Annotated in this window: 11 protein-coding genes, 1 pseudogene and 1 riboswitch; of the genes and pseudogenes, 3 read left to right on the top strand and 9 right to left on the bottom strand. The window is 38.6% G+C overall.

Annotated features, from left to right (window positions below):
* Nucleotides 1-28 precede the first annotated feature (28 nt).
* The 3 genes from AN964_RS04180 to AN964_RS26255 all read right to left on the bottom strand — a co-directional run bounded on the left by AN964_RS04180 (nt 29) and on the right by AN964_RS26255 (nt 2,318).
* Nucleotides 29-793, bottom strand: coding sequence for an SDR family NAD(P)-dependent oxidoreductase (locus AN964_RS04180; RefSeq protein ID WP_055738505.1), 765 nt, complete (start codon nt 791-793; stop codon nt 29-31).
* A 207-nt stretch (nt 794-1,000) separates the two neighbouring features.
* Nucleotides 1,001-1,109, bottom strand: a riboswitch (SAM riboswitch).
* 200 nt (nt 1,110-1,309) lie between these two features.
* On the bottom strand, nt 1,310-2,137 hold the full coding sequence (locus tag AN964_RS04175; RefSeq protein WP_055738504.1) for an alpha/beta fold hydrolase: 828 nt from the start codon (nt 2,135-2,137) through the stop codon (nt 1,310-1,312).
* Nucleotides 2,138-2,165: 28 nt separating this feature from the next.
* On the bottom strand, nt 2,166-2,318 hold the full coding sequence (locus AN964_RS26255) for a hypothetical protein (RefSeq protein ID WP_161809207.1): 153 nt from the start codon (nt 2,316-2,318) through the stop codon (nt 2,166-2,168).
* Nucleotides 2,319-2,577: 259 nt separating this feature from the next.
* Between AN964_RS26255 and AN964_RS04170 the strand changes: the two genes are divergently transcribed.
* Genes AN964_RS04170 through AN964_RS04160 form a run of 3 tightly spaced genes read left to right on the top strand, consistent with a single transcriptional unit; the run spans nt 2,578 to nt 5,398 of the window.
* Nucleotides 2,578-3,600 carry an alcohol dehydrogenase catalytic domain-containing protein gene (locus tag AN964_RS04170; RefSeq protein WP_055738503.1) on the top strand — a complete coding sequence of 341 codons (1,023 nt, stop codon included), beginning with the start codon at nt 2,578-2,580 and terminating at the stop codon, nt 3,598-3,600.
* Between the two features lie 27 nt (nt 3,601-3,627).
* On the top strand, nt 3,628-4,395 hold the full coding sequence (locus AN964_RS04165) for an SDR family NAD(P)-dependent oxidoreductase (protein ID WP_055738502.1): 768 nt from the start codon (nt 3,628-3,630) through the stop codon (nt 4,393-4,395).
* Nucleotides 4,396-4,414: 19 nt separating this feature from the next.
* A complete protein-coding gene (locus AN964_RS04160) occupies nt 4,415-5,398 on the top strand; it encodes a bile acid:sodium symporter family protein (RefSeq protein ID WP_055738501.1) in 984 nt (327 codons plus the stop codon).
* 68 nt (nt 5,399-5,466) lie between these two features.
* On the opposite strand, the pseudogene lpdA reads toward AN964_RS04160, so the two are convergent.
* From lpdA to AN964_RS04130, 6 genes and pseudogenes are all read right to left on the bottom strand, one after another.
* A pseudogene (gene lpdA / locus AN964_RS04155) lies at nt 5,467-6,777 on the bottom strand (dihydrolipoyl dehydrogenase); the annotation flags it as partial.
* Nucleotide 6,778: 1 nt separating this feature from the next.
* Nucleotides 6,779-8,095 carry a dihydrolipoamide acetyltransferase family protein gene (locus AN964_RS04150; protein ID WP_055738499.1) on the bottom strand — a complete coding sequence of 439 codons (1,317 nt, stop codon included), beginning with the start codon at nt 8,093-8,095 and terminating at the stop codon, nt 6,779-6,781.
* A gap of 34 nt (nt 8,096-8,129) precedes the next feature.
* Complete coding sequence (locus tag AN964_RS04145; protein WP_055738498.1) at nt 8,130-9,107, bottom strand: alpha-ketoacid dehydrogenase subunit beta; 978 nt, start codon at nt 9,105-9,107, stop codon at nt 8,130-8,132.
* A complete protein-coding gene (locus tag AN964_RS04140) occupies nt 9,100-10,095 on the bottom strand; it encodes a thiamine pyrophosphate-dependent dehydrogenase E1 component subunit alpha (RefSeq protein ID WP_055738497.1) in 996 nt (331 codons plus the stop codon). The genes AN964_RS04145 and AN964_RS04140 overlap by 8 nt, the downstream gene beginning before the upstream one ends.
* A gap of 79 nt (nt 10,096-10,174) precedes the next feature.
* Nucleotides 10,175-11,641: an aminotransferase-like domain-containing protein gene (locus AN964_RS04135; protein ID WP_055738496.1), complete on the bottom strand. Its 1,467-nt coding sequence runs from the start codon at nt 11,639-11,641 to the stop codon at nt 10,175-10,177.
* A gap of 153 nt (nt 11,642-11,794) precedes the next feature.
* Entirely contained in the window at nt 11,795-13,072 is a 1,278-nt protein-coding gene (locus AN964_RS04130) for an MFS transporter (protein WP_055738495.1), read from the bottom strand.
* Nucleotides 13,073-13,537 lie beyond the last annotated feature (465 nt).

Genomic DNA, 13,537 nt, shown 5'->3' with positions numbered 1-13,537 from the left:
ATTTCTATTCCCTCCAGTTTATGGATCATTAGTGCATTGTCATACCACCTGTTACATTAATCCCTTGGCCTGTCATATAATCGGAGTATTTTGATGCTAGGAAAACAACGACATTGGCAATATCTTGAGGTGTTGCTGTTCTTCCTAATGGTACTTGTGAAATATCCTCATCTTTAATAGCTTCTGCATTTAATCCTCTCAACTTACCTCCTATAACTCTTTCATTTCTTTTCATATCTGTTTCAACGATTCCAGGACATACGGCGTTAACATTTATTTGATCTTTTGCTAATTCGATGGCCATAACCTTTGTAAAACCTAATACAGCATGTTTAGAAGCTACATAGCTCCCCATTAATCGATAGCCATTTTTACCTGCTTGCGAAGAAATATTAATAATTTTTCCTCCTTCACCTTGTTCTTTTAAGTAACGTGCGACGGCTTGACTGCATAAGTAAACTCCCTTTGCATTCACATCCATTACACGATCCCAATCACTCGCTTTAATATCGACGGCATAATCCAAGGAAGAAACTCCGGCATTATTAACTAAAATATCTACCCTTCCAAAAGTTTTGGTCACCGTTTGCACCATTTCTTCGACTTGTTCACTTTTTGCAACATTCGCCTGAAGATAGAGCAAATGATTAGTTGTTTGTTGTGGGTCAACGTTTATATCGATTGCTGCTACCTTTGCTCCACAGTCTAAAAGAGCATCGACAATTGCTTTACCGATTCCTTGTGCTCCGCCAGTTACAATGGCTACTTTCCCAGTTAGGTCCATACAATACATAATAATTCTCCTTTAAAAGCATTAAACATATTGGAATAATCGGATTAAAATGTGGTTAAATTTTGTTTTTGTACCTTCTTTTTATAGACGATATGCCTTATTTAATGAAGAAGGAATTAGTAAAAAGGAGCATCATTAATCCAAAAGTCAAAAAGAAAAGGCCGCTCATAAATAGAGAGGCCTTGGATTAACAAGTAGGTACGTCCTCTCTTATCTTTCAAAACTAATGTTTTGCAGGATTTAGCACCAATTCATGTTAAACATGAAAGGTTGCCGAGCTTCATAGGGCCAGTCCCTCCACTACTCTTTATAAGAGATACAATATGAAATTAAATTTACATCCTATTTGTATAGGATACACAATAGTTTCAGAAAAGTCAATTTTATTTTTATTGTGAAAATATATTTTTTGGGTTAATGGCATGCTCTTTTTTATTCAAATATTTATAGTTAGATAATTGTCGTTAGGTGACATGGCTTATGCTTTAGTAAATTATTTCACAATCTTATCGCATATCATAAATTATGATTAATAGACTCTTCCATTCGATCCAACCATTCATTTACTAAATGATTAAAAAGGTGTGGTTGTTCAATTTGCAAATTGTGACCAGCTCTATCCAATATAGCAAATGTACCTCGTGGATACTTGTTTAATAAACCAAGTGCATCTTTGTATCCAACTGAGGAGTCTTGTCTTCCTAAAAGGAATACACTAGGTTTATTAAAAACAGATTGATCAATCTCAAAAGTAAATCCATATTTATTCTTAACCTTATCTAAAAACTTTTCATCTCCAATTTTACAGCCACTTAAAATCTCTTGGTTGTATCTTAACCAAGTGTATTCATCAAGCACAACATTATTATTTCTAAAATCCTCTAATTCTTCCTTTGATAATTTTTCAATAAATCTTTCATCTGTTTTCAATATTTTATGTTTCTCAACTGTTCTTCCTTCTGAAAAAGGAATGATAACAGGACAAATAAATGCTGCACCTAGTACCTTTTCTTTTTGCTTTTGAATAACGCCCCTAGCTAAGTAACCACCATATGATTCTCCTGCGATTATGTACTCTTGATTAGGAATTATCGTTTGAATAAATTCTAAAACAGCATCCAACATTTCATCAGAACTACTTATGACATGATAATTTTTTGTTAAACCCATACCTGGCAGATCAATATAAATACGTCTCCATCCATCTCTCTTTGTAAATATAGGTTCCATACATCCAGTCATTAATCGATGGTCGGGTGTATAACCGTGTATCATAATAATTGGTTTCCCTTCCCCAAATTCTTCATAGTGTATTTCTGCTTGACGAACTTTGCAATATGCCATATCCTATCCCTCTTTTTTAATAAAATTCTTAACTAAAATTATATAATAGAATACTGCCAACCCCTTCTTGAAGATTCCCAATCTTAATTTGAACATCCAACTCCCTTTCTTTTTCGCTACACTCTTCTACTAAATTCACCATTGCTTCATAAGGAGCGATGAACAGCACTTTTACTTTCATTATCTTTTCCACCCATATCTTATAAATTCTAATTCAGTCATAGCATACATCCTAATGGAATGCAATTATGAGAAATGATGTCGGGTTGCTCATCCTAGATTAATTATTTTTAAAACAACCTTCCTATTATACGAATTAGTAATGAATTATCCCTTTATGCAGCAAGCGAGCTTTTCCCTATATCCAATATATAAATTGGTATTGGACATTCCTTTGAGATAACATAATAATTTGAATTATATAAACAGGAGGTGATAGGATGCGTGCACTTGCAAAAGTTAATCCTGGCCCTGGTGCCACCATACAACATAGGGAAATTCCCATCCCTAAGGATAATGAAGTATTGCTTTCTATTAAAATAGCAGCGATTTGCGGTACTGACTTGCATATTTATGACTGGAACCCTTGGGCTGCTAATGCAAACATCCAGATTCCAGGAATTATGGGACATGAATGTGTTGGAGAAGTAGTGGATATTGGAAGAAAAGTTACCTCTTTATCGAAGGGAGACCGTGTAAGCGTCGAGACACACATCCCATGTGGTCATTGTCAGCTTTGTTTGAGTGGGAAGCCCCATATTTGTGAGAACCTACAATTATTTGGCTTGCAAACAAACGGTTGTTTTGCAGAATATGCAACAGTTCCGGCGATTTGCGTCAGAAAAATCCCTTCCAGTATTCCGGATGAAATTGCCTCTGTATTAGAACCATTAGGAGTAGGGGTTCATGCTGCTCAGAAAGCGGATATTACAGGGAAACGAGTGGCTGTTCTCGGAGCCGGTCCTATTGGAATATTTTCAGCATGTTCTTGTATGGCACTTGGAGCGGAATCCGTTTCAATTAGCGACATCCAGCCAAATCGCTTGAAGATAGCTTCTGAATGCGCGGATGTTACAGCGTGGAATCCCCTTACATCAAAGAGTACCGATGTATTAACTGGCACTAATATTCCAGATGTCATCATAGAGACCACCGGGAATGAACGGGCACTTCAAGAAGCACTGCCTCATTTGCGAAAGGGTGGGCAGGTCGTACTAGCAGGTCTATTTCCTGGCAATGTTTCTCTTAATCTATCAAATGATCTTGTTTTTAAAGAGGCAACTCTTTATGGAATACATGGACGAAGAATGTGGAGCACTTGGGACTTGATGGAAGACTTAATTTCGAGTAAAAAGCTCAACATACAGCCTGCCTTAACTCACCACTTACCACTAGAGGACTATAAAGAAGCTTTTCAAATTTCCCATAGTGGAGAAGGGGTAAAAGTTCTCCTAACACCTTAAAAATAGTATATCGAGGAGGTTTTTCAATTGAATCGTAACAAAATTGCATTGATCACAGGAGCTGCACAAGGACTTGGTTTTGCCATTACAGATGTACTATCCTCATCCGGGTACAAGGTTATTTTGTTAGACCGAAATGAGGAGCAGCTCCAAGTGGCCACTAACAAACTTGTTAATGAAGGAAAAGATGCCCACGGGATAAACCTAGATTTGAGCTTCACAGAAGATATCAGTCGGATTGTAACAAAAATTCATGAAGACTTTGGAGATTTTCATGTACTAGTCAATAATGCGGGTGTTAATTTCGTTAAACCAGTTGAAACCGTGACGGAAAAAGATTGGGATTTTGTGATGAATATTAATTTGAAAGCAGCCTTCTTTATGATTCAATCAGTAGCTCCATATATCTCTAATGGAGGATCTATCATTAATATTTCCTCTATTGCTGCAAGTAGTCCTCGTCCACTATCGGTAGCTTATGCAGCATCAAAAGCTGGAATAATCAGTTTGACCAAAACAGCCTCTATTGTCCTTGCTCCCCGGAAAATTAGAGTAAATGCCGTATGCCCTGGTGCAATGGAAACGGATCTTCTTGCAAAAATGGCTGTGGATATGAGTGACCTTGCCAGTGTTACACCAGAGGAATCGATGAAAAATTACTTAGGAGACATTCCGCTTGGTCGTATCAGTTCACCAGAAGATGTTGCAAAAACAGTGGGATTTCTTGCCTCTGAGGATGCCTCTTATATTACAGGGCAAGCACTTAATGTGTGTGGTGGATTAACAGTCAAATAGGGATAGGAGCTTTTCATGTATGATACGTTTTTTGCAAATTTTGATTACGAGGTTTCTGCCGCTTTGGATAATTTGTTGTGCTTATATTGGGTATACATTTCCCGAATGGTTTACTGGGATAAAAAATTGGACTTCATTTGCCCTAGCTTTTATCCTCTTTATCATGGGACTCACCTTATCAAGAGATAGCCTGAAGCGGATTATGACACATCCTAAGAATGCCATTATCGGTGTCATTGGGAAATGGATAGTCACTACTGGAATTTCTTTTTTCCTTGCCTGTCTTTTTTTTAGTCATCAGAATGATCTTAAGGCTGGCGTTATTCTTGCCGGCTCCGTTCCAAGTGGAACCTCTGCTAACCTATATTCAATGATGGCAAATGGAAATGTTGCACTAAGTGTCATGATGTCTTCCTTAGATACATTTGTCAGTCCGTTCTTCACTCCCGTCATTATGAAAGCGGCAGTAGGGAGTGTAGTGTACGTTGCCATTACACCTCTTGTTTTAAAAATGGTATATGTTGTATTGTTGCCCATTTCACTAGGACTGTTGGTTCAATGGAAGTTCCAAGAAAAAATCACTGCTATTCGGAGCATCATTCCAGTTTTATCCTCAATCGCATTGCTGATTGTAGACTTGTCCGTCGTTTCAAATGCTCATAATATGCTCCACGATAATATGAATCAATTACCCAAGTTATTTTTATGTGTCTTTTTACAAATCACCATTCCGATGATTCTTGGTTATCTCTATAGTGCCCTATTTAAAATGGAAGAGCCGGAAAGACGTTCCATGGTCTATGAATTTGGCATATGCAATACGGCATTGGCAGCCCTGCTTGCAATGGTGAGCATTAGTCCTATAGCTGCCGTACCTGCTGTGACCAATATGATCGTCAATACATCATTGGGAGCTTTAATCGCTATATTATGGGAACCCGCTCATTCAAAATGGAAAAACCTATTTCATTCTCATAGAAAAAACAAGTTAAAGGTAAGTTAATTCAAAGAAATGGCCCCTGCTATCGGCATTGGGCCATTTTCTATTTATGAAAAAACAGCTTCCTGAATCCCTTCCACAATAGAAGGGTGTGGAAATACCATATTCTTTATTTCATCTATGGTAGATTCTAATGAGAGACCCAGAGTTGCGTGAGAGATGATTTCCGTTGCATTTGGGCATAATAGATGAATTCCAAGAATTTGTCCATATCTTTTATCCGATATCACTTTTATGAATCCTGTAGATTCCCCTTCAATCAATGCCCTTCCGCTTGCTCTTAGGGAAAAGTATCCCTCGTTCACATGAAATCCTCTCTTTTCTGCTTCTTCTTTTGTTAATCCGACCATTGCTGCTTCTGGATGAGAATAAATACATTGCGGAACTAAATCATATTGAATCGGATGTGGGGCAAATCCAAGTGCATGTTCTGCTGCTACTTTTCCTTCTGCCATTGCGACATGAGCAAGCATAATTGGACTTGAACAATCTCCAATGGCGTATATTCCATTTACATTAGTTTGTTGAAAGGTGTTTACTTTTACTTTATTCCCTTCTTTTACAACTCCAACTCTTTCTAGATGGAGCTGATCTACAACTGCTTCTCTGCCAACTGCAACCAACACTACTTCAGCTTGAATGGAGGCATATTCAGATAACCTAAGGGTCACGCTATTTGATTCTCTTTCAAGCTTTTTTATTTTTTGGGAAAGACAGAAGGAAACCCCCTTTTTTTCTAAATGTGATTGAATATTGAAGGAAATATCCTTATCCATATTGGGTAGGATCCGATTTGCCGCTTCTACTACATGTACTTTTACCCCTAACTCCGTATAGATGGTGGCAAACTCAATCCCAATGACACCGCCGCCAATGATTGCTAGACTCTCTGGCAAAGTTTTTTGGGTTAGTAGTCCGTCACTTGTGAATACTCCTTCTGAATTAATCCCTTTGATCCTAGGTAGAACAGGACGACTTCCGGTGGCAATAATAATTGCATCCGCCGCAAATTCATAAGTTTCCTTTCCTTCTACTAAAACTTTCTTATCACATGTGAAGGAAGCAATTCCATCTAAAACATTAATTTTTCCTTTTCTTAAAAGTCTTTCTACCCCTTTTCTTAACTGCAGCACCGCTTCGTTTTTTCGAGAAAATATAGAATTCCATGGTACCCCTCCCATTACATTTTCGGGAAACATCGTCTTGCTTTTATGCCATATATGAGAGGATTCCAGTAAACTTTTTGTAGGAATGCATCCTTGATTTAAACAAGTACCGCCTAAATTATCTTTTTCTATCAACGTCACTTCGGCACCTAATTCACTTGCACGCAGCGCAGCCGTATATCCGCCTGGGCCACCGCCAATCACAACTACCTTCACGCTATTTTCCCCTCGCTTTCATCAGTAAACGAATGGGTTCTTGTATATAAAATTCGACGGTTTGGAGAAAGTTTGCTGCTTCAGCGCCGTCTAAGGCACGATGATCAAAGGATAATGAAAAGGATGCAAACGAACGTCGGACAATATCATCACCAATAAAGAATGGTTTCTCTATTATTCTGCCAACTCCCAAAATCCCAGTCTCCGGAGGATTTATGATTGGCGTAAATTGCTCTACTCCCATCATTCCAAGATTGCTAATGGTAAAGGTTCCTCCTTGTGTCTCATCTAAGCGAAGCTTTTGTTCTTTGGCTCTGGATGTTATATCAGACATTAACTCTGCGATTTCAAGAATATCCATTTGATCCACTCGCTTTAAAACCGGAACAAGCAGGCCTTCAGGAACAGAAACTGCTATTCCCATATTTACCTCGTGGTGATAAAGGATCTCCTTATCTTGAAACCAAGCATTTAAAACAGGATGTTTTTGCAATGCCGCAGCGATAATTTTAATTAAGAAATGGGTGATGGATATTTTGAAATTTTTATCTAAGACCGCTTTTGCCGACAATAACGGAGTAACATCCACTTCCCTTGAGATCGTTACATGAGGTATTTGCTGCCAACTATTGCTCATCCGTTCAGCTATTACCTTGCGCATTCCCGTTATTGGCTTAACAGTTGCTGCAGGCACATCGATCGCTGCTGCAACTGCAGCTGATCCTTCCAGTTCCTTTTTGATCACATCCGGCAGCATAATCCTTCGTCCTTGTTCTATTTGTTGCCATTCAATCTCTTGTTCTTCTGCATATTTCTTTGCGAGCGGGGAAATTGCAGGAGAAACAGATTTTTTCATGACATCATGAGAAAGGATTATTCCTCTCGGCCCTGATGCCTCAACATCCTGCATAGAGATCCCTTGTTCTCTAGCAAGTTTTTTTGCATAAGGCGTCGCTCTCGTATAAGTATCAGAATAGACTTCCTCCACAACATTCTGCGCACCTTTTTCTTCTACCACTCCATTACTTTTAGATTCTTCTTCTGGACCTTGCAAATCTAGTAATTCTGTTATATCTTCCGATTCCTCTGCAATAATGGCGAGAGGCGCGCCAACTTGAACGGTCTGACCAACCTCTGTAAAAATATATCGAATTACGCCTTCCTGTGGCGCCTCAATCTCATTCGTAATTTTATCTGTTTCCACTTCATAAAGTGGTTCTCCTTGCTCCACTCTTTCCCCAACGGATTTATTCCAGTGGGATAAAGTTCCTTCTGTCATGGTTAAACCAAATTTCGGCATAGTAATGATGGATGCCATTTCAGATCCTCCTCTCTTTTAAGCACTTTATCTATTACCACTTTGCTTTTAACACTGCTTCCACGACACTTTCTACTTGTGGAATAACATGCTTCTCTAGTGGCGGGCTAAAAGGAATCGGTGTAAAGGCTGCCCCCACCCTTATAATCGGTGCATCTAAATACTCAAGAATGTTTTCACTGACTTGTGCAGCGATTTCTCCTCCTACACCACCCGACTTAACTGCTTCATGGGCAATGACAAGTCTATGAGTCTTTTTTACAGATTCGTATATTGTTTCCATATCCATCGGGACAATGGTTCTTAAATCGATTACTTCCGCACTAATACCATCTTGATCTTGTAATTGCTCTGCAGCCTCTAAACATTTTCCAAGCATGGCGGAGTAAGAAACAATGGTAATATCTTTTCCTTCTCTCACCACTGCTGCTTTTCCAATTGGGGTGACATAATCGTCGTCTGGAACCGATCCTTTTTGGCTAAACAAATTCTTATGTTCAAAAAAGATGACAGGATTTTGATCCCGAATGGCTGCTTTCAAAAGTCCTTTGGCATCTGCAGGATTCGATGGAATTACCACTTTTAGGCCAGGAATATGAAGAAACCACGCTTCAAGGGATTGAGAATGCTGAGCGGCAGCTGATTGGGTTACTCCATCTGGTGCCCGTAATACAAGGGGCATAGTTGCTTGGCCGCCAAACATATAGCGAATCTTTGCCATTTGATTCAGCACCTCGTCCATCGTTACCCCAATAAAATCAGCAAAATGCATATCAACAACCGGAACCGCTCCAGCTAGTGCCGCACCAATACCAGCACCAACTAAAGCAGTTTCTGAAATAGGAGTATCACGAACGCGATCGAGCCCAAATTCCTTTGGTAAACCTTTAAATTGACCGAATATACCGCCTTGGCTGGCGATATCTTCCCCCATAATAAAGATTCGTTCATCCCTGCGCATTTCTTCTTGCATCGCTTCCAGTGTAGCTTGGGAAAAGGTAATATTACGCATGACTCATGACCTCCTCTACGTATAAATCTTCGAATGCTTCTTCCGGTTTCGGGAATGGGCTTTCTTCCGCAAACTTCACTGCCTCTTCTATATCAACGGCTACTTGCTCTTCTATTTCCTTTAATTGGATTTCATCTAATAAATTTTCACCCAACACCCGTTCTAAGAACTTTTTCAACGGGTCATTGGATTCCATTTGTGCCATTACCTCTTCTCTAGTCCGATACTGCTCCGGATCCCCAACAAAATGTCCTTTTACTCTATAAGTTTTGCATTCTATTAAAGTTGGACCTTCGCCTCTTCTTGCTCTATCCACAGCCTTTACTGCCGCTTCATATACAGCAAAGACATCATTTCCATCCACCATTTCACTTGGCATTGCATAAGATATCGAGCGAACTGATATATCCGTAACCGCTGTCGCTTCATGAAGAGGAGTAGTGGAAGCCCATTGGTTATTTTCACAGACAAATATAACTGGGAGGTTCCAAACAGATGCCATATTCAGTCCTTCATGAAAAGTCCCACGGTTGCTTGCACCGTCTCCAAAAAAGCAAACTGCAACCCCGTCATCATTCTTCCTTAATTGAATGGCTAGTGCGGCTCCGACTGCTAAGTTGAATCCTCCTCCAACCACGCCGTTTGCCCCCAACATACCAATTCCAAAGTCGGCTATATGCATGGAACCTCCTTTTCCTTTACAATACCCTGTCCTTTTTCCATAAAGCTCTGCCATGCAACGTTTGACATCGGCACCTTTTGCAATAGTATGTCCATGCCCTCTATGTGTACTTGTAATATAATCCGATTTTCTCAACGTGGAGCATACTCCTACTCCTGTTGCTTCTTCACCAATATAAAGATGAACAAATCCTGGGATATCCCCAGCTAAAAACTTTTCGTTAATCATTTCTTCGAACCGTCTTATTAAAAGCATTTTATAGTACCAATGTTTGATGAGCTCCTTAGAGATACCTTTATTTCCCATATTAACCCTCCATTTGGTTCATGATTTTTCTTTTCATATCAATGGTAAGAAAAATTAAAACGCTTTCATATAACCAATATTAAAATTGGTATTCTTTATATTCCAAAATGGTATGATGAAGTAGCTTAATCCCCTTTTTCAACCATTCAAGAGAAGGGTGTGTATAAGCAAGGCGAATATAGTTTTCAAACATGCCAACCCCGCTCATCCAGTTCCCCGGAACAAAGGTAAAGCCATTTTTCACCGCAAACTCTAATAATCGGTCTGTCGGTATTTCCTTCGGTACTTTACACCAAAGAAAGACTCCACCTTCTGGCAATTTACAATGAATATAGGGACCTTCGTTCAATAGTTCCTTCATCAGGTGAAGGCGCTCCAAGTAAGCGCTCTTCAACTTCCAAATATGATTTTCTAGATTTCCTTCTGAGATATAGGCATGTAAGGCAATTTGCGTTAAATTATTGCTATGTAAATCTACCCTTTGTTTCACTTTCGATAGATTATGAATAATGCCTTCATTAGCAACTAAAACAGCTAAGCGAATCCCTGGATATAGATATTTGGAAAAGGATTGAATATAAATGACATTATCCGATCCTAATGATTTTATAGGAGGAGCCGGCTTGTCTTCAAAATAAAGCAAGCTAAACGGATCGTCTTCCACAATAAGCACTCCATATTTAGAACATAGCTCCAAAAGCTTCTTCCTTCGTTTTAAGGACATCGTGACGCCAGTTGGATTTTGGTAGGTCGGATTCACATAAATAAATTTAATAGGAAATTGCATTAACATATTCTCTAAACTATCCAAGCGAATTCCTTCCTCATCAAGAGTGATCCTTAGAATTTTCGCTCCAGTAGCCTTGAAAGCGTCAGCTGCTCCCAAAAATCCCGGCTCCTCCATTACCACATAATCACCTGGTTTTAAAAACAAACGACTGATTAAATCCAGTCCTTGCATAGCACCGGAAACAATCATAATTTCATTCAGCTTTACCTCGATTTTCACTTTTTTTAGCCACGATATCATTTCCAATCGCAGAGGCTCATATCCCTGTGTAGGGGAGGGTAATTGAAGTAAGATGGGATTCTTTCGCAAATGCTCGGAAAAGCACTGGCTAAGTTCAATTCCCGGATGTACTTCCGGAGCAGTACCTACTCCTGCAAGGTTAATGAGATGGGTATTTTCCCCGTGTCTCATGATTTCATCCATTCCTTGATTAATTTCACCAGTTGGATAGGCAAACTCCACTGGAAGGTCTAAATCCCTTTCCACTTCTTTAGCCCTTGGTCCACGCAATATAAAGGTTCCGCTTCCTTGATGGCTGCGAACCATTCCCCTTGCTTTCATTTCTTCATTGGCTAAGGTAATCGTCATTCTACTAACATTCAGTAATTTAGCCATTTTTCTTTCCGATGGCAACCGGGTACCTGGTTTCAATCTCCCATCATGAACCATTCCTTCTACTTGATGAATGATTTGTTTATAAAGAGGCATCTTATCCTTCGCATTAATTGCGAATTCTTCCCAAATGTTTTTCGTCATTGTTATCCCTCCCAAGCATGAAATTCTTTTTACTAAGATACTTTTAATAATATTTTAAATATACTGAATACTAATCGAAAGAAAAGGAGCTATTCTCTCATTTACAAAGAATAGCCCCACTTTTATCAATAGATTTCTGCTTTCACTCTTATGCTATTTTGTTACTAATTGCTTGCTATTTTGATGAGCATCCAAATTTTTCACTCTCGATTTATTTAGTGCTGCAAAGGTAAGAACAATAATGGACCCTAAAATGAGGAAGAATCCTAAAACATAGAAGCCTTCTAATAAATTTTTCCCTTGTGCAACCGCCCCAACGATAATCGGTCCGACAATCCCACCAAAATTACCAACTAAATTAATTAAACCATTTGCCGTACCAGCTTGGTTATTTGGTACAAATGACATCGCCCATGCCCACCATGGGCCAAATGCAGCATAGATCCCAATACCTGCGATGATTAGCATAATAAGATTAGTCGTAAGGTTTACACCGAAAATATGCTGAAGAACTAATGCCAGACCGCCAATCAATAATGGAATGGCAATAAAGAAGGAGCGTTTACTAGTATGAGAATCAGACCATTTTGCATTAAAATACATCGCAATAGCAGCTAATACAAACGGAATAGCTGTTAACCATCCGACCGTACCAATACCTGTACTGCTTAATTCCTTCATTAAACTAGGCATCCATAACCCGAAACTATACAATCCAGTAATCCAAAGAAAGTACACAACACAGAATACCCAAACACGATAATTGCCAATGACTTCAAGAAAAGATCCCTTTTCTTTTAACTCTGCAGTACGATTCTGTTTGATATAATCTAGCTCTTCTTTTGAAACATAGCGATCTTTTTCAGGAGAGTCTGAAGCAAACCAAGCAAAGAAAATAGCCAATACGATAGGTAAACTTCCTTGTAAGATAAACATGACATGATAATTCCAATTTTCAATCATCCATCCTGCTAGAGGGGCCATAATAATAGAAGAGATTGGCAGAGACATTTCGGAAAAATTTATCGCTCTTGCTCTTTCTGAATTGGCATACCAATTAATAAAATAAATGGCAAAAGCTGGCCATAATACTCCTTCAGCAAGACCCATTATAAAACGAACTACTAACAGCCCATCGTAACTCTTCACAACACCTGTTAAAATACCGGTTATCCCTAATAGTACTAGAGAACCGACAATAATTTTTTTCGCACTATACTTACTTGCTAATAGGCCACTTGGTATTTGGGTAATGACATATCCCCAAAAAAATGCAGATAATAAAACACCTGTCGTAGTAGAAGAAAGTCCAAGAGATTTAACCATTAATGGTGCAGCCATCCCAATATTGGACCTATCCACAAATGCCACTAGATAGGTTAGAAATAATAACAATCCAATCCTATACCATCTTGCCTTTGGAATACTCATTTTTTTCTCTCCTTTACCCCTAAATAATTTTGTCTCATAAATATTGCCTAAAGAAATAATATAACCCCTCTAATTTTTTGGCAGCGCTTACTTTCATTTATTTTAGAATAATCAAAATTTCTGCCTCTATACATAACCACTTTCAAAATTGGATATATAGAGATTACGAGACGGGGCCATTTCTTACAATCGGAACCCAAACACTTTATAAATACTAGAAATAGGTGCTTTTGCTTTCCCCTTGAGATGCCCCTATCAAATTACAGTAATTTTTTTTAATCACATTGTTATACTTCTTAATTTGCTAGTAATCGTTTTTTAATAATTCTTTATTATCATTATTTACAAATCCATATAAGAAGGTGATCCCCATGAAAAAGTTAAGAGCAATAGTTTGTTATATCCGTGGATTTCATAAATATAACTATTATTCTGGTGAATGTATAAAGTGTGGGAGAAAAGCAT

Source organism: Heyndrickxia shackletonii, assembly GCF_001420715.1.
Classification (GTDB): Bacteria; Bacillota; Bacilli; order Bacillales; family Bacillaceae_C; genus Margalitia; species Margalitia shackletonii.
Note: the sequence above shows the minus strand (reverse complement) of the source record. Positions and strands in the feature narration are given on the sequence as shown.

What these genes read in the sequence shown, in the direction of transcription:
- AN964_RS04140 (WP_055738497.1), bottom strand. Translation starts at nt 10,095, where the DNA reads ATGGGAAATAAAGGTATCTCTAAGGAGCTCATCAAACATTGGTACTAT.
- AN964_RS04170 (WP_055738503.1), top strand. Translation starts at nt 2,578, where the DNA reads ATGCGTGCACTTGCAAAAGTTAATCCTGGCCCTGGTGCCACCATACAA.
- AN964_RS04160 (WP_055738501.1), top strand. Translation starts at nt 4,415, where the DNA reads ATGATACGTTTTTTGCAAATTTTGATTACGAGGTTTCTGCCGCTTTGG.
- AN964_RS04130 (WP_055738495.1), bottom strand. Translation starts at nt 13,072, where the DNA reads ATGAGTATTCCAAAGGCAAGATGGTATAGGATTGGATTGTTATTATTT.
- AN964_RS04145 (WP_055738498.1), bottom strand. Translation starts at nt 9,107, where the DNA reads ATGCGTAATATTACCTTTTCCCAAGCTACACTGGAAGCGATGCAAGAA.
- AN964_RS26255 (WP_161809207.1), bottom strand. Translation starts at nt 2,318, where the DNA reads ATGAAAGTAAAAGTGCTGTTCATCGCTCCTTATGAAGCAATGGTGAAT.
- AN964_RS04150 (WP_055738499.1), bottom strand. Translation starts at nt 8,095, where the DNA reads ATGGCATCCATCATTACTATGCCGAAATTTGGTTTAACCATGACAGAA.
- AN964_RS04135 (WP_055738496.1), bottom strand. Translation starts at nt 11,641, where the DNA reads ATGACGAAAAACATTTGGGAAGAATTCGCAATTAATGCGAAGGATAAG.
- AN964_RS04180 (WP_055738505.1), bottom strand. Translation starts at nt 793, where the DNA reads ATGTATTGTATGGACCTAACTGGGAAAGTAGCCATTGTAACTGGCGGA.
- AN964_RS04175 (WP_055738504.1), bottom strand. Translation starts at nt 2,137, where the DNA reads ATGGCATATTGCAAAGTTCGTCAAGCAGAAATACACTATGAAGAATTT.